Source organism: Erythrobacter sp. S43, assembly GCF_057364955.1.
Genome location: NZ_CP200285.1, coordinates 2683594 through 2702693, shown reverse-complemented (window position 1 = coordinate 2702693; position 19100 = coordinate 2683594). Strand labels below are relative to the sequence as shown.

15 protein-coding genes and 1 tRNA gene are annotated in these 19100 nt (G+C 59.5%); 8 read left to right on the top strand and 8 right to left on the bottom strand.

Going from position 1 to position 19100, the window contains the following annotated elements:
- Nucleotides 1-61: 61 nt before the first annotated feature.
- The 7 genes from AC0V6K_RS13340 to phoB all read left to right on the top strand — a co-directional run bounded on the left by AC0V6K_RS13340 (nucleotide 62) and on the right by phoB (nucleotide 6498).
- Nucleotides 62-136: transfer RNA gene (locus tag AC0V6K_RS13340), tRNA-Glu, on the top strand.
- Nucleotides 137-232: 96 nt separating this feature from the next.
- The gene (locus AC0V6K_RS13335) at nucleotides 233-1471 is read left to right on the top strand and encodes a sensor histidine kinase (protein ID WP_472623017.1); all 1239 of its coding nucleotides are present in this window, start codon (nucleotides 233-235) and stop codon (nucleotides 1469-1471) included.
- Nucleotides 1472-1611: 140 nt separating this feature from the next.
- On the top strand, nucleotides 1612-2997 hold the full coding sequence (pstC, locus tag AC0V6K_RS13330) for a phosphate ABC transporter permease subunit PstC (RefSeq protein ID WP_472623015.1): 1386 nt from the start codon (nucleotides 1612-1614) through the stop codon (nucleotides 2995-2997).
- Complete coding sequence (pstA, locus tag AC0V6K_RS13325) at nucleotides 2990-4255, top strand: phosphate ABC transporter permease PstA (RefSeq protein ID WP_472623013.1); 1266 nt, start codon at nucleotides 2990-2992, stop codon at nucleotides 4253-4255. The genes pstC and pstA overlap by 8 nt, the downstream gene beginning before the upstream one ends.
- Before the next feature lie 41 nt (nucleotides 4256-4296).
- Nucleotides 4297-5043 carry a phosphate ABC transporter ATP-binding protein PstB gene (gene pstB, locus AC0V6K_RS13320; RefSeq protein ID WP_472626155.1) on the top strand — a complete coding sequence of 249 codons (747 nt, stop codon included), beginning with the start codon at nucleotides 4297-4299 and terminating at the stop codon, nucleotides 5041-5043.
- On the top strand, nucleotides 5043-5708 hold the full coding sequence (gene phoU / locus AC0V6K_RS13315) for a phosphate signaling complex protein PhoU (RefSeq protein WP_472623011.1): 666 nt from the start codon (nucleotides 5043-5045) through the stop codon (nucleotides 5706-5708). The genes pstB and phoU overlap by 1 nt, the downstream gene beginning before the upstream one ends.
- Nucleotides 5709-5808: 100 nt before the next feature.
- Complete coding sequence (gene phoB, locus AC0V6K_RS13310; RefSeq protein ID WP_472623009.1) at nucleotides 5809-6498, top strand: phosphate regulon transcriptional regulator PhoB; 690 nt, start codon at nucleotides 5809-5811, stop codon at nucleotides 6496-6498.
- 15 nt (nucleotides 6499-6513) lie between these two features.
- On the opposite strand, the gene AC0V6K_RS13305 is transcribed toward phoB, so the two are convergent.
- The 7 genes from AC0V6K_RS13305 to AC0V6K_RS13275 all read right to left on the bottom strand — a co-directional run bounded on the left by AC0V6K_RS13305 (nucleotide 6514) and on the right by AC0V6K_RS13275 (nucleotide 17117).
- Nucleotides 6514-10047, bottom strand: a complete 3534-nt coding sequence (locus AC0V6K_RS13305; RefSeq protein WP_472623007.1) for an error-prone DNA polymerase — start codon at nucleotides 10045-10047, stop codon at nucleotides 6514-6516.
- Nucleotide 10048: 1 nt separating this feature from the next.
- The gene (locus tag AC0V6K_RS13300; RefSeq protein ID WP_472623005.1) at nucleotides 10049-11497 is read right to left on the bottom strand and encodes a UdgX family uracil-DNA binding protein; all 1449 of its coding nucleotides are present in this window, start codon (nucleotides 11495-11497) and stop codon (nucleotides 10049-10051) included.
- Nucleotides 11497-12735, bottom strand: coding sequence for a putative DNA modification/repair radical SAM protein (locus tag AC0V6K_RS13295; RefSeq protein WP_472623003.1), 1239 nt, complete (start codon nucleotides 12733-12735; stop codon nucleotides 11497-11499). Before AC0V6K_RS13295 ends, AC0V6K_RS13300 begins: the two co-directional genes overlap by 1 nt.
- Before the next feature lie 90 nt (nucleotides 12736-12825).
- On the bottom strand, nucleotides 12826-13179 hold the full coding sequence (locus AC0V6K_RS13290) for a PilZ domain-containing protein (protein ID WP_472623001.1): 354 nt from the start codon (nucleotides 13177-13179) through the stop codon (nucleotides 12826-12828).
- 72 nt (nucleotides 13180-13251) lie between these two features.
- Nucleotides 13252-14832: a DUF6504 family protein gene (locus tag AC0V6K_RS13285; RefSeq protein ID WP_472622999.1), complete on the bottom strand. Its 1581-nt coding sequence runs from the start codon at nucleotides 14830-14832 to the stop codon at nucleotides 13252-13254.
- Nucleotides 14774-15610: an ImuA family protein gene (locus AC0V6K_RS13280; protein WP_486172662.1), complete on the bottom strand. Its 837-nt coding sequence runs from the start codon at nucleotides 15608-15610 to the stop codon at nucleotides 14774-14776. The genes AC0V6K_RS13285 and AC0V6K_RS13280 overlap by 59 nt, the downstream gene beginning before the upstream one ends.
- Nucleotides 15611-15716: 106 nt before the next feature.
- A complete protein-coding gene (locus AC0V6K_RS13275; protein WP_472622993.1) occupies nucleotides 15717-17117 on the bottom strand; it encodes a sodium-dependent transporter in 1401 nt (466 codons plus the stop codon).
- 128 nt (nucleotides 17118-17245) lie between these two features.
- Here AC0V6K_RS13275 and panB point away from each other — a divergent pair, with 128 nt between their 5' ends.
- The gene (gene panB / locus AC0V6K_RS13270; protein WP_472622991.1) at nucleotides 17246-18118 is read left to right on the top strand and encodes a 3-methyl-2-oxobutanoate hydroxymethyltransferase; all 873 of its coding nucleotides are present in this window, start codon (nucleotides 17246-17248) and stop codon (nucleotides 18116-18118) included.
- On the opposite strand, the gene AC0V6K_RS13265 is transcribed toward panB, so the two are convergent.
- Entirely contained in the window at nucleotides 18103-19080 is a 978-nt protein-coding gene (locus AC0V6K_RS13265; RefSeq protein ID WP_472622989.1) for a bile acid:sodium symporter family protein, read from the bottom strand. The genes panB and AC0V6K_RS13265 overlap by 16 nt on opposite strands.
- Nucleotides 19081-19100 lie beyond the last annotated feature (20 nt).

Below are 19100 nucleotides of genomic sequence, written 5' to 3'. Positions count from 1 at the left end.
GCAGATGGGGCTTGACCGCTTATGATCGCACCCCTAGATGCGCGCTCTCGCAAGCGAGCGTGGCCCGTTCGTCTAGCGGTTAGGACGCGGCCCTTTCACGGCTGAAACACGGGTTCGATTCCCGTACGGGTCACCACCACTTTCCACGCTTCGCTTCGAGTTTTCAAAAAAGAGAGTAACCCTCGGGGCCCCACCCCTTCCCTCCCGCCATGCTTGGCGATAGAGGCGGGCCATGGGTCAACCGCTTCCTCTGGCCAGCATCTTCCTCGCTGCCGTAACGTTTGTTGCGTTGCTGCTGCTCGATATTGATCCGATCATCGGACTTGCTGTTCTCGGAGTGTGGGTTGGTTCATTGTTCGTTGCTGCCGGCAAGCCGCCTGAACCCGAAAAGCACGTGGTCGAGCAGCCATTCAGCCGGGAATCGATGCGCAAGATGATCGAGAATTCGGCCACGCCGCTGCTGGTGACGGACCGAAACACTATCGACATCGCCAATCGCGCCGCACGGCGGATGCTAGGCCAGCATATTATCGGGCAAGATGCACGGGTCGCGTTTCGCCAACCTGAAGCGATCTCTCTGCTCAATGCGAACCGCGACGGGCAGGCGATCGTTCGTGGGCTTGTCCGGCGGCAGGATATCTGGCGCTTCAACCGCCATTCGATTGATCGAAACACAGCGGTTATCGAACTGATCAACCAAACCGCTGAAGCCGATATCAGCCGCGCACACACAGACTTCGTCGCGAACGCCTCGCACGAGCTACGCACGCCGTTGGCCTCGATCATCGGTTATGTCGAAACGCTCACCGAGACGCCCGAAACGGTGGACACACCGACCGCGAGGAAGTTTTTGGGCATTATCGAGCGCGAGGCACACCGATTGCAGAGCCTGATTAGCGATCTGATGAGCCTTTCGCGGGTGGAAGCGGAAAAGCACGACCTGCCGACCGACATTCTCGAATTCGGTCCTTTGATCGAGCGCGCAACGCAAGATGCAGCGGGCTCTAATCGCTCTGATCGCGTGCAGTTCGAGGAGAAAATTCCCGCTCTCGTGCAAGGTGATCAGCAACAGCTTGAGCAAGTTGTCCGAAACCTGGTCGACAATGCTCTCAAGTATGGTTCGGAAGATGCAGATGTGCGCATCGTGCTTGATCGCTCACGCGATGATCAGGCAAGGCTTTCAGTTATTGACCAAGGCGAAGGTATCGCACCCGAGCAGATCCCGCATCTCACCCGCCGCTTCTATCGCACCGATCCGGGGCGAAGTCGCGCTTCGGGCGGTACGGGCCTCGGCCTCGCCATTGTGAAACACATAGTTGAGCGACATCGTGGAAGGCTCGAAATCACAAGTGACCTTGGAAAAGGCACGACGGTTGTCATGCGCCTCCCGGCTGCCCAGGATCGCAGATCGACGCCTGAGACGTCGCAACAGCTCGCGGAAACCGAAAAAGAGACGCCCAGCTTGTCATAGCCATGTCTTATTTCGCGAACATCGGGCCTGTGTCGGGGACTTCTCGCCCACGCGAGTATCTTGAAGCTGCGCTTGCGGCTATCGCCCTCCCATAAATTTTGAGCCGAACACTTTAGAGCTTACTACGGAACCTGCTGGTAATGTCGCCCATCACCCTCATTCTGATTGCAATCGGCCTTGGTGTTGCTGGCTGGCTGGCTGGGCGTGCAAAAGCGTGGAGCTTCCAAAGCTCCGATCCAGCAAACCGTCCTGTGGCGCGCCCGATCTACCACGCATGGTATGTGGCGCTCGCGGTTATTCTGCCGGTCATAGGATTTGTAGCGATTTGGTCATTCCTGTCGCCACAGCTTGTGACTCAAAGCGTGCTGTCGTCGTCAGCCGCGGACATATTGCCAGAATTTGGATTTGAGCGGCAGGCTTGGCTTTCCGAAGCACGCGCCGTCGCCACTGGAAGCGCGCCGGGCGTCTTCAACGAAGAAGCCAATGCATTGGTCGAGCCCTTTCGAAACGCGATCAGCCGGTACAACCTGATCGGCATAGCTCTGACGGTTCTCATCGGCTTCGTTGGTGGCGCGTTCTCATTCCTGCGAGTTCGCCCCGATTTCCGCGCACGCACGAAGGTTGAGCGAACGGTTATGGGCATTCTGCTCGTCGCGTCACTCGTCGCGATCCTGACCACGCTCGGCATCTTTGCCAGCCTGGTGTTCGAAACGATCCGCTTCTTCGGCATTATCTCGCCGATAGACTTCCTGTTTGGTACCTTCTGGGCACCAGACCCGATGGTCGCCGCAGACAGTCCCGATGCGGACAAGTATGGCGCGATCCCGCTGTTCTGGGGCACGATCTTTATCGGTGCGATCATCGCTATGATCGTGGCGGTGCCTATCGGATTGATGAGCGCCATTTATCTGACGCAATACGCCAACCCGAATCTTCGCACATGGGTGAAGCCCGCGCTCGAAATTCTCGCCGGTGTGCCAACGGTTGTTTACGGCTACTTCGCCGCACTCACCATCGCGCCAGCTATCCGTGACGCAGCTGTGGCGATTGGCTTCAGCAATGCATCCACGGAAAGCGCTTTGGCCGCTGGTGTCGTCATGGGGATTATGATTATCCCCTTCGTCTCTTCCATGGCCGACGACTCCATTGCCGCCGTCCCCAACGCGATGCGCGATGGCAGCTATGCGATGGGCGCGACCAAGTCGGAGACCATTCGCAAGGTCCTGTTCCCCGCCGCCCTGCCCGGCATTGTTGCTGGCATCATGCTCGCCGTCAGCCGCGCCATTGGTGAAACTATGATCGTGGTGATGGCCGCCTCCACCGCCGCGAACATGACAGCCAACCCGCTCGAACGCATGACCACGGTGACGGTCCAGATCGTGAAGAACCTGACCGGCGAACCGAGCACCGATCACCCCGTCTATCTCAGCGCCTTCGCGCTTGGCCTGACGCTGTTCCTCGTCACGCTGGTCCTCAACATCATCGCGCTGCGCGTAGTCAAACGGTTCCGTGAAGCTTATGAGTGATATGACAAACTCTCAGGATCTGGGCCCGACCCGCTCACCGGAATTCGCTGCTCGGCTCAAGAAGCGTTACCGCGCGGAACGCAACTTCAAGCTGCTTGGCCTGAGCGCAGTAGTTTTCTCGGTTGCCGTGCTACTCTTGCTGCTGGGCAACATGTTCATGAACGGCATTGCCGGATTCCAGCGCGCTGAACTGGCCGTTCCGGTTGATTTCACTCAGCAAGAGCTGCGCATTGACGATGCCACCCTGAAATCGGTCGGCGCGATGCAAGAGTTTCAGGCGCAAGGTCTCGACCGCACGGTCGAGCAAATTGCCGCTGCAACTTTCGGCGAAGAAGGCGCGGAACAGCTCAACGAGCAAGCATGGCGCGAAGTTGCCCGCGGAGTGATGGAGGACCCATCGCTTCTGTCGGCCAGCCGCACATTCTATCTCCCCGCTTCCTCCGACCTTGCTCAGGGCCTTGCTGGTGAAGGCTCAGAGGAGATGCAGGCTCTTGCAGAAAAACTCTCAGATGAAGGACATCTTGCCAAGAACTGGGACCCGGGTTTCTTCAGCCGTTCTGACGCAACCAGCCCGCAACAGGTTGGCATCTGGGGCGCGCTTAAGGGCTCCATCCTGACCATGCTGGTCACCCTCGCCCTCGCCTTCCCGATTGGCGTGCTCGCAGCGCTTTATCTTGAGGAGTACGCTCCAAAAAACCGCTGGACCGACCTGATCGAGGTTTCAATCAACAACCTCGCCGCCGTCCCATCGATCATCTTCGGTTTGCTTGGTCTGGCGGTCTTCTTGACCCTGTTCCCGAACTTCCGCTCGGCTCCGGTTATTGGTGGTATGACACTCGCGTTGATGACAATGCCGGTTATCGTCATCTCAGGCCGCAACGCGATCAAGGCTGTGCCACCCTCGATCCGCGATGGCGCGTTGGCTGTGGGGGCCTCTCCGGTTCAAGTGGTCTTCCACCATGTTCTGCCGCTCGCCCTGCCCGGTATGTTGACGGGCACGATTATCGGCATGGCCCGCGCCCTGGGTGAGACCGCGCCACTGCTGCTTATCGGCATGCGCGCCTTCGTCGCGACGCCGCCTGACGGGTTCACTTCGCCCGCTACCGTGCTGCCGATGCAGATTTTCCTGTGGTCCGATGAAATCGACCGCGGATTCGTCGAGCGCACCAGCGCCGCGATTATTGTGCTATTGCTGTTCCTCCTGCTGATGAATGGTCTCGCCATTTATCTGCGCAACAAATTCGAGAAGACCTGGTGACTGTCATTCACGAAAGCATCAAATCCGACACGAACGCCAAGATGAAGGCGCGCGACGTTTCGGTGTATTATGGCGACAAGAAAGCCATTGATGAGGTATCGATTGATATCTCACCCGATTACGTCACGGCGTTTATCGGCCCGTCGGGTTGCGGCAAATCTACCTATCTGCGCTGCTTCAATCGCATGAACGACACGATCCCGGTGGCCAAAGTGACCGGGTCGATCGAGCTCGAGGGCGAGGACATTTACTCCAGCGGCATGGACGTCGTGCAACTGCGCGCACGCGTGGGCATGGTGTTCCAAAAGCCCAACCCGTTCCCGAAGTCGATTTACGACAACATTGCTTATGGTCCCAAAATCCACGGTCTTGCGGAGAAGAAAGCTGACCTCGATGTGATCGTTGAGCGGTCGCTGACCCGCGCAGGCCTTTGGGATGAAGTTAAGGATCGTCTCGAAGACTCGGGCACCGCGTTGTCGGGTGGTCAGCAACAACGCCTGTGTATCGCCCGTGCGATTGCCGTCGACCCCGAGGTTATCCTGATGGACGAGCCGGCTTCCGCGCTTGACCCGATTGCGACGGCGAAGATCGAGGAACTGATCGACGAGCTGTCCGGCCGCTACGCCATCGTCATCGTCACTCACTCGATGCAGCAGGCCGCACGCGTGAGCCAGCGGACCGCCTTCTTCCACCTTGGCAAGATGGTTGAGTACGGCCCGACCGACGCGATCTTCACCAATCCGATTGAAGAGCGCACGCAGGATTACATTACGGGACGCTACGGCTGATGACAGAACATACAGTCAAAGCCTTTGATGAGGACATCACCCGGCTACGCGGCCTGATCGCGGAGATGGGCGGCCTCGCCGAAGTCGCCATCCAAGAAGCGCTTGAGGCGATGGTGCGGGGCGATGTCGAGCTGGGCGACCGCGTGGTTGCCCGCGACAAACGCATCGATGAGCTGGAAACCGAAGTCGATAAGCTTGCCGTCCGCGTGATTGCTCTGCGCGCACCGATGGCAGATGACCTTCGCGAAGTCATTGCTGCGCTGAAGATTGCCGGTGTGGTCGAGCGTATCGGGGACTACTCCAAGAACATAGCGCGCCGCGTGGGTGAAATCGAAGGGCGCGACCGGTTCGAGCCACTCACCTTGCTTCCTACCATGGGCGAGCTTGCCAGCGAGATGGTGCACGATGTGCTCACTGCTTACGCATCGCGCGATCCTGATCTAGCCCTCGAAGTCATCGCCGCCGATGCCAAAGTGGACGCGTTCTACAACAGTATTTTCCGCAATCTCGTCAGTCATATGGTCGAGAATCCGAAGACCATTTCAAGCGCCGCACAGCTGCTATTTGTGGCGCGAAATCTTGAGCGGATCGGTGACCATGCGACCAACGTGGCGGAGATGGTCCATTTTGCAGCGACGGGCAGCTATCCTCCCGAAGGCGACTGAGGCGCGCATTGTGGAAAACTCCCCGAGGGCTTTTTCACAAAAGGGTCGCAAAGCTGAAACATATCGTACAAGCGTTGGCGACGCTCGGAGGGCTTAGGAAATGTCAGCAGCGAAACTTTTGCTCGTTGAAGATGACCCGGCACTGTCCGAGCTGCTCGAATATCGCTTCCAAAATGAAGGCTATGACGTTCGCTGCACCAGCGATGGTGACGAAGCCATGGTTCTTGCCAGCGAGGATGTGCCTGACCTCATTATCTTGGATTGGATGATCGAAGGCACCAGCGGCATCGAGGTTTGCCGCCGCCTTCGCCGCGACAAAGAAACCGCGCATGTTCCGATTATCATGCTCACAGCCCGTGAGGCTGAAGATGACCGTGTGCGCGGGCTCGAGACCGGCGCGGATGACTATCTGACCAAGCCGTTTTCGCCGCGCGAGCTGCTTGCCCGTGTTGCGGCAGTGATGCGCCGTATTCGCCCTGCTTTGGCTGGTGAGACCATCGAAGTGGGCGATATCAAGCTCGATCCGGTGGCGCACAAAGTCCAACGCCGCGGCCAATCGCTGCAGCTCGGTCCAACCGAATATCGACTACTTAAATTCTTTATGGAGAGCCCAGGCCGCGTGTTCAGTCGTGGCCAGCTTCTAGACGGCGTCTGGGGCACCGGTAGCGATATCGAACTTCGCACGGTGGATGTGCACATCCGGCGCCTGCGCAAAGCGATCGCGGTTGATGGATCGAAAGACCCGATCCGCACCGTTCGCTCCGCAGGTTACGCTCTCGAAGCAACCTGAGTTTCCGCCACTAGCTCAATGAAAATCGCGTGATTTCGGGATGATCCGATGGTTACGTGGGTGGCCTGTAACATTGGGCAGCTCATCAATGAGATCGCGCGGCCTCACCGCTTTCTTTACATCCTCTTCCCTCGCTTCGCCCGCAACAATGCTTGCGCGGCTGCCGGGCATCTTGTGGTTGATCAGCGGCGAATTCACATGATCAGCCCGCGCAATCGGCGCATTCAGTATATCGTCTGAAAGGCCATAGAGCCGGTCTGTCGCATCAGTCAGATGCTGTGCGATGACGTGGATCACCTCGTCATCATATTCCACGCGTCCGCGCACCTCGATCAGGCGCGCACCCATAATCACGCGGCGCTGTTTCGCCATCAGATCGGGCCAGATGACGAGGTTCACTACGCCGGTTTCATCCTCCAGCGTGATGAAGCACACCCCTTTGGCGCTTCCCGGTCGCTGACGGATCAGCACGACACCCGCGACCTGCACCATGCTACGGAATTTGCGGTCGCGCAGCTCGCTCGCTTTTACAAAACCGCGCTCGCCCAGTTCGGGTCGCAGGAACGACATCGGATGCGCCTTGAGGCTTAGACGCAGGGTCTGGTAATCATTCACCACCTCTTCGGAGAGTGGCATAACGGGCAGGCGGCTTTGCACACGCTCTGCTCCTTCATCGCGTTCGGCCGCGGCTCTGAACAACGGCAGATCCGGCCCCGCAATCAGGCTGCGCGCATCCCACAGGGCGGTGCGGCGCGACAGACCGATTGAACCGAAGCAGTCCGCGCTCGCAAGCCTCTCGATATGCGCCGGCGAGAGCCCCGCCCGGTCGCGCAATTCAGCGACATCCTTGAACGAGCCGTTGGCGGCGCGCTCGCCGATCAATTGCGCAGTAATGTGTTCAGGTAGGCCATCCAGCTGTCGAAAGCCGAGACGCAGGGCAATGTTGCGGTCAAATCGTCCGTTCTTTGCGTCACCCGCCGCACCAGTTTCCTCAAGCGTGCAATCCCACATCGAGTGGTTCACATCGACCGGAAGCACCTCGACCCCATGTTCGCGCGCATCGCGCACGATTTGGGCAGGAGCGTAGAATCCCATCGGCTGTGAGTTCAGCAGACCGCAGGCAAAGGCTGCGGGAAAATGACATTTGAGCCAGCTTGATACGTAGACCAGATGCGCAAAGGACGCCGCGTGGCTTTCGGGAAAGCCGTATTCACCAAAGCCTCTGATCTGGTTGAAGCATCTTTGTGCGAAGTCGCGCTCATATCCGCGCTCCACCATGCGCTCGACCATCATGTCTTGCAGCTCGTCCACCATTCCACGGCTGCGGAATGTCGCCATCGCCTTACGCAAGCGGTTGGCTTCGAGCGAAGTGAATTGCGCCGCGTCGAGCGCGATCTTCATCGCCTGTTCCTGAAAGATCGGCACGCCCAATGTTCGCTCAAGGATGCTGGAAAGCTCATCAGGCGGACCATGCGTGGGTGAAGGCTTGGGGATCACAACCGGCTCAGCCCCGCGTCGCCGTTTGAGATAGGGGTGGACCATATCCCCCTGAATCGGCCCCGGCCGCACAATCGCTACTTGAATGACGAGATCGTAAAACTCGCGCGGGCGCAGGCGCGGGAGCATGTTCATCTGTGCGCGGCTTTCAACCTGGAACACACCCAGCGAGTCTCCCTTGCGCAGCATTGCGTATGTCTCGGGGTCCTCGCGCGGCACCGTCGCCAGTGTCAGCGTGCGGTCATGATGATCTTCGAGCAGGTCGAGGCATTTCTTGATGCAGGTGAGCATGCCCAGCGCCAGCACATCGACCTTCAGGATGCCCAGCGCCTCGATATCGTCCTTGTCCCACTCGATAAAACTGCGGTCGGGCATGGCGCCATTGCCGATCGGCACTGTCTCCGTCAGCGCGCTTTCGGTCAGGATGAAGCCGCCAACATGCTGTGAGAGGTGGCGCGGCATGCCGATCATCTGCTCGGTCAATGTGAGCACTCGCCGCAGATGCGGGTCGGAAAGCTTGAGACCGATCTCCTCGACATGTGCCTCACCGATCTCACGCCCATATCCGCCCCATACGGTGCGCGCGAGGCTGCTGGTGACATCTTCGGAGAGGCCCATTGCCTTGCCCACTTCGCGGATCGCCATGCGCGGGCGGTAGTGGATCACCGTCGCAGTCAGACCAGCGCGGTGGCGGCCATATTTGCGATAGATATACTGAATCACCTCTTCGCGCCGCTCGTGCTCGAAATCGACGTCGATATCGGGCGGTTCTTTGCGCTCTTCGGAGATGAAGCGGTCAAACAACAGCTGGTGCTTGGCCGGATCGACGCTGGTGATTTCTAGGCAGTAACACACCGCCGAGTTGGCCGCCGAGCCACGCCCCTGACACAGGATCGGCGGTTCGACGCTGCGTGCAAAATCGACGATATCCTTGATAGTCAGAAAGTAACGCGCAAGATCGAGCTTCGCGATCAGCGCCAGCTCGCGCTCGAGCGTTTGCTGCACGCTGTCGGGCACACCGCTGGGGTATCGCCGTTCGGCCCCGCGCCATGTCTCGACCTCAAGATACTCCTGCGGCGCCATGCCATCGGGGTAGATTTCCTCGGGGTATTCGTAGCGCAACTCTTCGAGCGAGAATTCGCAGGCATCGGCCACCTCGCGCGCCGCGCTGATCGCATGAGGCCAGCGGGCAAACAGGCGCTGCATTTCCTGCGGGCTTTTCAGATGCCGCTCGCCATTGGGATTGAGCAGGTGCCCGGCCTCGGCGACGGTGGTCTTGTTCGCGATGGCTGTCATCACGTCCTGAAGCGGGCGACGCTCGGGCGCGTGATAATGCACGTCGTTGGTGGCGAGCAGTGACAGTCCATTATCCTGTACCAGCGCATCAAGCCGATCGATCCGCGCGATATCGTCTCCGCGATAGAGATAGGATGCAGCGAGGTGGCGCAGCGTGGGCAAGCCTTCCACAAGATGCGGCAACAGATCGGAGAGCGTGCCCGAGACATCCCTGCCAAGTTCACTGCCATCAAGCGCGATCACATTGTTCGCCCATGCGGGGATCGTAAACCGCGCCTCCAGATCATCGGGAGGGAGCAGAATTAGCTGCACATCCTCCGCATGCTTTGCCAGCATCGCGAGATCGATCTCGCATACGCCCTTCTCCTGCCACTCGCCCGAAAGCGTCTGCATCCGGCCTGCGCTGATAAGGCTGCACAAACGCCCATAGGCGGCGCGGTCGCGGGGATAGGCGAGGAAAGCCACCCCCTCAACCGTCTCGATCCGAGTTCCAATCACCGGGCGAAGCTTTAGTGTCGTGGCCTCGGTGTGCACCCTCACCACACCCGCCATGGAATTGGCATCGGCTATTCCAATCGCGTCGTAGCCATGGGCACGCGCGGTCATCACCAGATCAACCGCATCGGAAGCTCCGCGCAAGAAGCTGAAGCAGCTGACCAAGCCTAACTCGACAAAGGGTGCGTGCGACGGGGCCTCGATCAGATCGGGATCGATCTCCAGCGTGCGTTTGTCGGGTGTGAGCGGAGCATCGGGCATATCATCCCTCAAGCTCCAAAAGCCGCGCACGCACCGCCGCCAGATCAGCTTCAAACATGCCCGCCTGTGTTGCGCGCGCTTCGCCCTCGAGGCGCAGCAGATAAGACGGGTGCGCCGTCACCCACAGCTCCCCGCCATCTTCAAGCGGGATGGCCTGCCCGCGAACCTTGGAAATGCTCACCGTCTTACCCAGCAGACCGCGCGCAGCGCTCGCCCCCAGTGCAAGGATCACACGCGGTTTGACGATGTCACGCTCGGCTTCCAGCCACCAACGGCAGGTGTCGATCTCTTTTGCCTGTGGGCTCTGGTGAATGCGTCGTTTCCCACGCTGGACATATTTGAAGTGCTTCACCGCATTGGTGACGTAAGCTGCACTGCGATCAATGCCGGTGCGTTCGAGATACTCGTCGAGCAATTGCCCCGCCGGACCGACAAACGGACGCCCGCTCTGATCCTCCTGATCACCCGGCTGCTCACCCACGATCATCAGCGCGGCATTCTCCGCCCCCTCGCCCATCACAGCACGCGTGCCGCAATCGGCGATCGGGCAATCGCGGCAGGCGGAAATGCCCGATGCGACAGCGGTCAGATTGCCAGGCCGCACGCGCACCTCGCACTCTCCAGCGGCGATCATGCTCGCTTCCCTCGCCTGCGCCCCGGCGATGAGGCCCGGGATCAGTTCGGCCTCAGGCATGTTCTTCCAATACTTCTTCGGCATCTCGGAAAGCATCGCTCCGACCTTCAAACGCGCGGGATTGAAGATGGATGCGTAATAGGACTTCCATAGATCCTCGACTGGATCGCCCTGTGGTGCGTCGCTGCGCTGCGCCGGACCGCTTTCGCGCATGATCTCGCCATCCCAGTGCAAGCAGCCGCGCGGGGTCAGGATCGACCACTTCATATTGGCGAAGCGACGCATGAAAAAGCCCGCATTGGCGCGCACGATGTGATGATCAGGCTCAAACCACGCGACGAAGTGTTCGCCACCATCCTCAGTCTCGACTTCGCGGAAGCGGACGAAGGCATGCATCTTGTGGCTGTCACGCCGCACCGATTTATCCAGCTCCTCGATCCGGCGGACATCGGGATCGGCCTTGTCTTCCATGATGCGCGGGTTCGACTGGAGCCGCCACAGTGTGCGGTAAAGCAAACCAGAGCGCTGGGGATCGGAATGCAGCGCCGCGTTGCGCGCCAACCTCATAAATCGTTTGGAGGCCCGTACAGGTCGCGCGCCCTTTTCCGGCACCGGCAGACGCTTGTCCCGCCGAGACGGACCTTCAACTGCGAACAGATCACCCGTTCCACCCGCTTCGATCCAGCTGACCCGATCGGGCGGCACATCGCACTGGATCAGTCCCCGCGCGCGCTCCCGCCAGAAAGCAAAATCATCGGGTTCTGGCAGATGGACGACATAGTGCGACCCGAGCGAGACATTCTGCATAACGGTCATCAAAACAGCTCCAACTGCACTTGCTTGGGAGCCAGCAGCGCGCGCAGATCGGCGCGGTCGGTCAGGAATGTAGGGCGCCAATCGGTGGTGACGAGGAACGGGCGCACCTTCGCAATCGACTGCGTAAGGAGACTTACATCATCGAGCCGCAACGTGCGGTGCCGCCGCGCGGCGAGGATTTTACCCACCGCCGTCGTCCCCAACCCCGGCACGCGCAGCAACTGCTCTTTCGACGCGCGGTTCACATCGACCGGGAATTGCTCGCGGAATTTCAGCGCCCATGCGAGCTTCGGATCGATATCAAGCGGCAGGTTGCCATCGGCTTCCGTCGCCTGCGCGACCTCTTGCGGGGCATAGCCATAAAACCGCATCAGCCAGTCTGACTGATACAGCCGGTGTTCGCGCATCAGCGGCGGACGCTTCAAAGGCAGCACCGCGCTCGCATCGGGGATCGGTGAGAACGCACTGTAATAGACGCGGCGTAGGCCAAAACTGCCGTAAAGCTTGCTCGCCTTGGTCACGATGTCGGCATCGCTCGCATTGTCCGCGCCGACGATCATCTGCGTCGACTGTCCCGCAGGCGCAAAGCGTGGCGCGTGTTTGAAGCGCTTGCGCTCGTCCTTAGCTTGAATGATGCGCGATTTGGTCTTGGCCAGCGCACCCTCAATCTGCCCCTCATCCTTATCCGGTGCGAGCTTGGTCAGCCCGGCACGCGTCGGCAGCTCAACATTGATCGACACGCGGTCGGCATACAGACCGGCCTGATGGATCAGCTCGGGGTCAGCCTCGGGAATAGTCTTAAGGTGGATGTAGCCGCGAAAGTCATGCTCTTCGCGCAGGATACGCGCGCATTCGACCAGCTGCTCCATCGTGTGGTTCGAGCTTTTGATGATGCCCGAGGAAAGGAACAGTCCCTCGATATAATTGCGCTTGTAGAAACTGAGCGTGAGGTCGGCGACCTCCTGCGGGGTGAAACGCGCGCGGCGCACATTCGAGCTTTTGCGGTTGATGCAGTAGTGGCAATCGAAAATGCAGTGGTTGGTCAGCAGAATTTTGAGCAACGAGATGCAACGGCCATCGGGCGCATAGGCGTGGCAAATACCCATACCTTCGGTCGAGCCGATGCCCTTTCCGCCCAACGAGTTCTTCTTCGCAGTGCCGGAAGACGCGCAGGACGCATCGTATTTCGCCGCATCGGCGAGGATTTCGAGCTTATCTTTGATCGTGTGCTGCGGCATTGGAACATCCTGTGTGTTCCTTATATGTTCCGCGCTTCATGCTTTCAAATGCAAAGGTTGCAAGTCGAATAAGCAGGTTGTGGGAGAACGTCAGACTCTGCGGTTGGAAGATGTGCCGTGCTTTTCGCTAAACGATGTGCCGAGCTTGCTGCCATTCTGTTCGCACAGATAATCGACAACCGCAGGATGCATCTCGCCTTCGAATGAAACGCCAGCATATTCGCCACTGACCCAGGCGATTACTCCCAAAGGCGCATTCACGCAGCCCAGTTTCATAACCACGCGGTCACCGATTGTTCCGAAGCCAGCGCGTGCTTTGATTTTGCATCCGCCTTCGGAAATATCGAGCAGATCAACAAACACCACGCGCGACTGAACGCGGCTCTTAACCAACAGGCTAAGCGGCCGACGCTGAGACGAACGGTTGATGGTCTGCATGTTCATACGGCTGGCATAGCTCGAAGGGGTAAACGAATGATAAGCGCGAGGGCATTTTGTGAAACAAATTGGTTTCTTTCACGCCCAAAGGCCCTCCAGATACCAATCCGGATTGCCGCCGCGGCCATCGCCCGCAATCCCATGACGATAAATCCAGTATCGCCCGCCCTTTTGATCTTCGATCCGATAGTAATCGCGAAGGCGCACCGTTGATCGTGCGCGCCACCATTCCGGCGCAATGCGTTCAGGCCCCTCCACACGCACCACTTCGCGCACATCACCGCGCCACCGGAACCTTTGTGGCAATCCATCAGGCGTAGCGTAAAGCACCGCAATCTTCTCGGGATAATCCATAATTTTCAGAGGCCTGCCGGGCGTTTTCAAGTATCGCCGAGACGATGGCAGCGGCTCAAGCGGCGGCTGCCAACGCTGAGCCCGTTCGGGAAGGTGACTTCCCACAGGAACCGGGCGACGCACCGCGTACGGGCCCAGTCTCACAGTAAGCCGATCAATGCAGGCATTTAACGAAGTCCCATGCTGCTCGGCCGCTTCCTCAATATCGTTCTGGGAAACAGCCAGTGGCTCGGCCCAACTGGCGCGCAGGCGCACCGTTTCAATCCCGAACCCTGCATCAACATCGTCAAGTTTTTGGGTAAACAGACGGGTCATATGTTCCGCCTCGCGCGTCGCCGATGCCAGTTCGAGCCGCCGGACAACGACCTCACCATCCACCCGCCACAGACCCAGTTCAAGCCGCCTTGCGCCCTGCCCTTTGGCTTCAAGCGCGCGCACCATATCGTCCGCCAGATCGGCCAACACCTGATCGAGCAAATCGCGGTGGCGGATCGGTTCAAGCAGGCGCCGCTGCACCATCGGCATTTGCTGCGGGATCACCGGCAGCAACGGCTCCGGCACTTTGCCCAGCAACTGGTCAAGCCGGACAAGCGGATTGGCCGAAGGGGACTTACGGTTGCGGAACCGGCGGTGCAGCGCGTCACGAGCTGCCGCTTCGGTGTGGTCAACGGGACCAGTCGCAATGCCTGCCAGATCACCCAGACGCTTGAGACCAAGGCGGCGGAGGACGGTGAGCACATCCTGGTCCAAACGCAGCGCTGCAACAGGAAGATCAGCGAGCCGTTGCAAGGCGTCGTCCTGCGCCCCCAGAATGGTTCGTGGCGGACCGAAATGCGCCAATGCCCATGCCGCACCTGCGGTAGGAGCGATAGCGGCACGTACCGTCAGCTTACGTGACGCAAAAGCGGTCTCAACGTCCGCAAGCATCCGCTCTTCGCCTCCAAACAGATGCGCAACGGCGGTGACATCGACGAGAATGCCATCAGGCGGATCAAGCGCGCTCCACGGCCCCCAACGCTGTGCCCAAATGCTCAGTTTCTCCAGATAATCGAGATCACCCGCCGGATCGGACGGGGCGACGGCAATGTCAGGACAGATCGTGCGCGCATCGGTCAACATCGTGCCCGGCTGCGCGCCCGCTTCGCGCGCAGCATCGTTGACCGCATCAATGCGCGGCCCATGTGCCGTTTCTGTAATCAGCGCGGTGGGCTCGGCGTCAGCGTCCTCTCCTGCCGCACCCGTTTGATCAGGCCCTAGCGACAGCCGCCAGCGATCGACCGACAGTCGCGCGAGCCAGATGGACATAATCCGCCGTGTTGGCTGCGGCTGGGATTGGGGTCGATACGCCGGGCCGCTCGGCGTGCAAGCGTCCTTTGTCATCACTCAAAATCCATTTTCCAGGAGCATGGCTGCGCGCGCGGAACAGCTCGGCTTTCCATGCGGGCGCTCCGGGGGCATCAATGTTCCAGCGCGGATAGGCAGAAGGCGAAGGCTCCACCCGCCAGCGCATGCGCGCAGAGGACAGATCCGCCTCCGCCTCAAGCCGCACCAGCCACAGCGCTACACCATGCTTCTCCGCCGTCAGGCTTAACCGCCGCGAGGCGGTGAAATCTAGCGCGCGCGGATTGCCGACAATCTCTCCGATCACGCAGGCAAGGTCGCGGCACTTGAGCCCCTCTTCCAAGGCGAATAGCGCATCTTCAGGGGTCTTCGCCTCAACATGGATCAGACGGTCGCGCAGCTCCTGCGGCAGGCCATAGAGATAAGGACGTCCGCCCTGTCTGATCGCTCGCGCATCCTGCACCCACAGCACCTGACGGCGATCCTCCGCCTCGACGAGAGGGTCTTCGTTGAGCAAGTACATACGCAGGGCGTCCATCGCCAAATTCAAGGCAAGTCCTACACCCGCGGCATTGTTGGATTCGGCGAAGATCTCGCTGTGCAGCGGTTGATCCTCCAACCCCGGTCGCCAGCGCGCCTCACGCGCTTTGGACAGAGTCGTCATATCGCCCGCAGACAGGCACGAAGCGGAGATCGCGGATTGCAGCGCCGATGCGCAGGAAGAGGAAGCCGATTTCGTCATAGGAACAATTCCAGAGACTCATGCGAGTCTCGTTTGTTCCTATTATGTTCCACACCTGAAAAGCGATTGCAATCCCTACATGGACAGCAATCGCAATTTCAGGAAATCAGCCGAACAGGCCGAAATACAAAATGACGGTTAGAACCACCGGACAGACATAACGCACCAGAGCGCGCCAAGTCTGGTGCAACACACCATCAAGCCCGTTCTCATCATCAATCAACTTCGCATCCGCGATCCAGCCCACGAAAATGCAGGTCAGGATCGCACCAATGGGCATAAACAGCTTCGCAGTTACGCCATCAAGCGTGTCGAAGAAGTTCGTCTCGGCAAAGATCGGAATGAAGCTGAGCGGATAGAACTCTGCCATATCATTGAACGAGAGCGACGATAGAACGCCCAGAACCGCAGCACCAACACCGACGATGAGGGTCGCTACGGCGCGCTTCATCTTGAACTTCTCAAACATCCAAGCAGTCGGGGCTTCAAGCAACGAAACCGAGCTGGTGAGCGCGGCAAAGAAAACCATCGTGAAGAACGCGAGGCCAATCAGCGATCCAAACGGCATCTGCTGGAACGCCAAAGGAAGCGATTCAAACATCAGCCCAGGGCCTGCATTGGTGGCAAGGCCAGCCGCAAACACGATCGGGAAGATCGCTAGACCCGCAAGCAGCGCCACAGCCGTATCGGCACTGGCAATGATACCCGATGTCTCGCCCAGATTGGTGTTGCGGTTGGCATAGGCGCCGTAGGTCATCATCCCCGCAACGCCCAAAGAGAGCGAGAAGAAGGCCTGTCCGACAGCTGCCAACATCACCTCACCTGTAAGCTTCGAGAAATCGAAGGTGAAGAGATAGGCAACGGCATCGCCGAAGTTACCAGTGAAAGCGCCGTAAATCGTGATCCCGAGGAACAGCAAGAAGAACAAAGGCATCAGGTACACGGCAACCCATTCAATCCCACTCGACACACCGCGTGAGACGAAGAACATGGTGACTGCAAGGAAGCCAAGGTTAAGCCCGATCATCAACTGACCATTGCCAAACAGACCCGGCATGAGAGCCTTAATCTCCTCGGTATCGCGCCCTTCGAACGCGCCGCCCGCAAGGCCGGATTGGAACAAGTCGTTCAGGAAAACACCGATATAATAAACGACCCAGCCGCCTACGACGCAGTAGAAGCTGAGGATCAGGAACGCGGCAAAAACGCCCATAGAAGCGAGCACGCTCCAGCCTTCGGACGCCTTGGAGTCGCGCGCTACGCGGCGCACACTCTCGGGCGCGTTCGCTTGGCCATGGCGACCGATCAGGACTTCGGACAGAAGAACCGGAAGACCGATCAAGAGAACGCAGAAGATGTAGAACAGCACGAACGCGCCGCCGCCATTCTCACCCGCTTCCGCAGGAAAGCGCCACATATTCCCGAGCCCTACGGCTGAGCCTACGGCGGCCAAAATGAATGCAGTGCGTGAAGACCAATTCTCGTGGCCCGAACCAGAAGCTGCCATGAAGTGAAATTTCCCTTGTGTCGCGCAGTCCCCCCGCGCATCCCAATAACGCCTTACTGCAATGAATTTGCCCCCGCGCCAAGGGGCAATGCTTGGCCTTTACCCGGACTGGCGCTAAACGCGCTGGCATGTCGACTACATTCCAGCTTGATACGAGCACTAGCCGTGCGACCCCTACCCCAAAGCCGCGCAAGCGTCTGACCGTTCCGCGTATCCGTGCGCGCAAGAAAGGCGGCGTGACGGAAGAGCCGCTGGTGATGCTCACCGCTTACACCGCACGCCAAGCGCAACTGCTTGATGCGCATTGCGATATCCTGCTGGTCGGGGACTCGCTGGGCCAGGTGATCTACGGGCTGGATTCCACTATCCCTGTCAGCTTGGAGATGATGGCCAATCACGGCGCCGCTGTGGTGCGCGGCTCGTATCACTCGGTCGTGGTGGTCGATATGCCGTTTGGCTCTTACGAAAGTTCACCCGAACAGGCGTTCGAAAGCGCGGCCTATTTGCTCAAGCAAACCGGCGCGGCTGCGGTAAAGCTGGAAGGCGGCGAGGCGATGGCGCCGACCATCGACTTCCTCAATTCACGCGGCATTCCGGTGATGGGCCATATCGGCCTGACGCCGCAAGCGGTCAACGTGCTGGGCGGCTATATGGCGCGCGGCCGCTCGGATGCCGAAGCGGACAAGATCCTCAGCGATGCGGTTGCGCTCGACAAAGCAGGCGCGTTCTCCATCGTGATCGAAGGGGTGGTCGAACCCATCGCCATCGAAGCAACCAAAGCAGTCACCTGCCCAACAATCGGCATTGGTGCGTCAGCACATTGTGATGGTCAGGTACTGGTGACCGAAGACATGCTCGGCATGTTCGAGCGTGTGCCGCGCTTTGTGAAGCGATATGAAGACATCGCCAGCGTGATCGACAAGACGGTCGAGAAATACGCGCAGGAAGTGCGCGATCGCAGCTTCCCCGGCGAAGAACAGACGTATCAGCCCAAAGACTGACCCCGTGCCAAAACGTTGGCAATTGGCGCGGCGATCATGAGCTGGATCAGGTGATACAGCAGCAGCGGCGCAATCACGAAACCGGCGACGGCAGGCTCGAACAATAAGGCGGCCAACGGCGCGCCTATGGCAACGCTCTTCTGTGCTCCTGCAAAAAGGAACGCGATCCGGTCTTCGCGCGGCAGATCGAGCGCTCCGCCCGCTGCCCATGATCCGCCTGAACCAAAGATCAGGAAGACGATCACCAGTCCAATCAGTGCCGCCCACTCGCCAGCGCCGAACATCGTCAGCAAGCCCTGCTCCACGGCGCCTGAGAAAGCGACGTAGACGGCGATGCCGATGACAATCCGGTCGAGCCATGCGACCTGCGCCTTGCGGTCTTTCAGCCAGTCAATCGTCCAACCCTGAACCGCCTGACCAATCACAAAGGGCAGGATCAGGATCAGCCCGATCCGCACAATCGTGTCCGTTCCGATATCCGCGCCTCCCCCGCCGCCTAGCAGCGCGAAAAGCGGCGCGGTGATAAAGACACCGGCAATATTGATCAGAGCCGCGCCGACGACCGAAAGCGCGACATTGCCACCGGCCAACGTGGTGTAAGACGTTGCGGACTGAATCGTTGAAGGCAGCGTGCCGAGGTAAAGAAAGCCGAGCGCGACCATCGGCGTGAGGATGGTCAGGCCCACTTGGTAGAAACCAAAGCCAGCCAACGGCATGGCACCGAACACCCACAGAAACAGCGGCAGGAAGAAACGCCAATTGGTGAAGCCCCGCGCGATCTCCCCGCGCGCAATGCGCATTCCGTTCACCAGAAACAGCAAGAAGATTGCGCTATTCGAGACGAGTTGCGCGGTTTCGCGCGCTTCACCCGTCGCAGGCACAATCATCGCCAGCATCGTCGCGAGCAGAAGCACCGCAATCATGGGGTCGCTTAGGACAGCAGAACGAGACGCTTTGGACATGGCGCGTGCCCTGCCCTTGC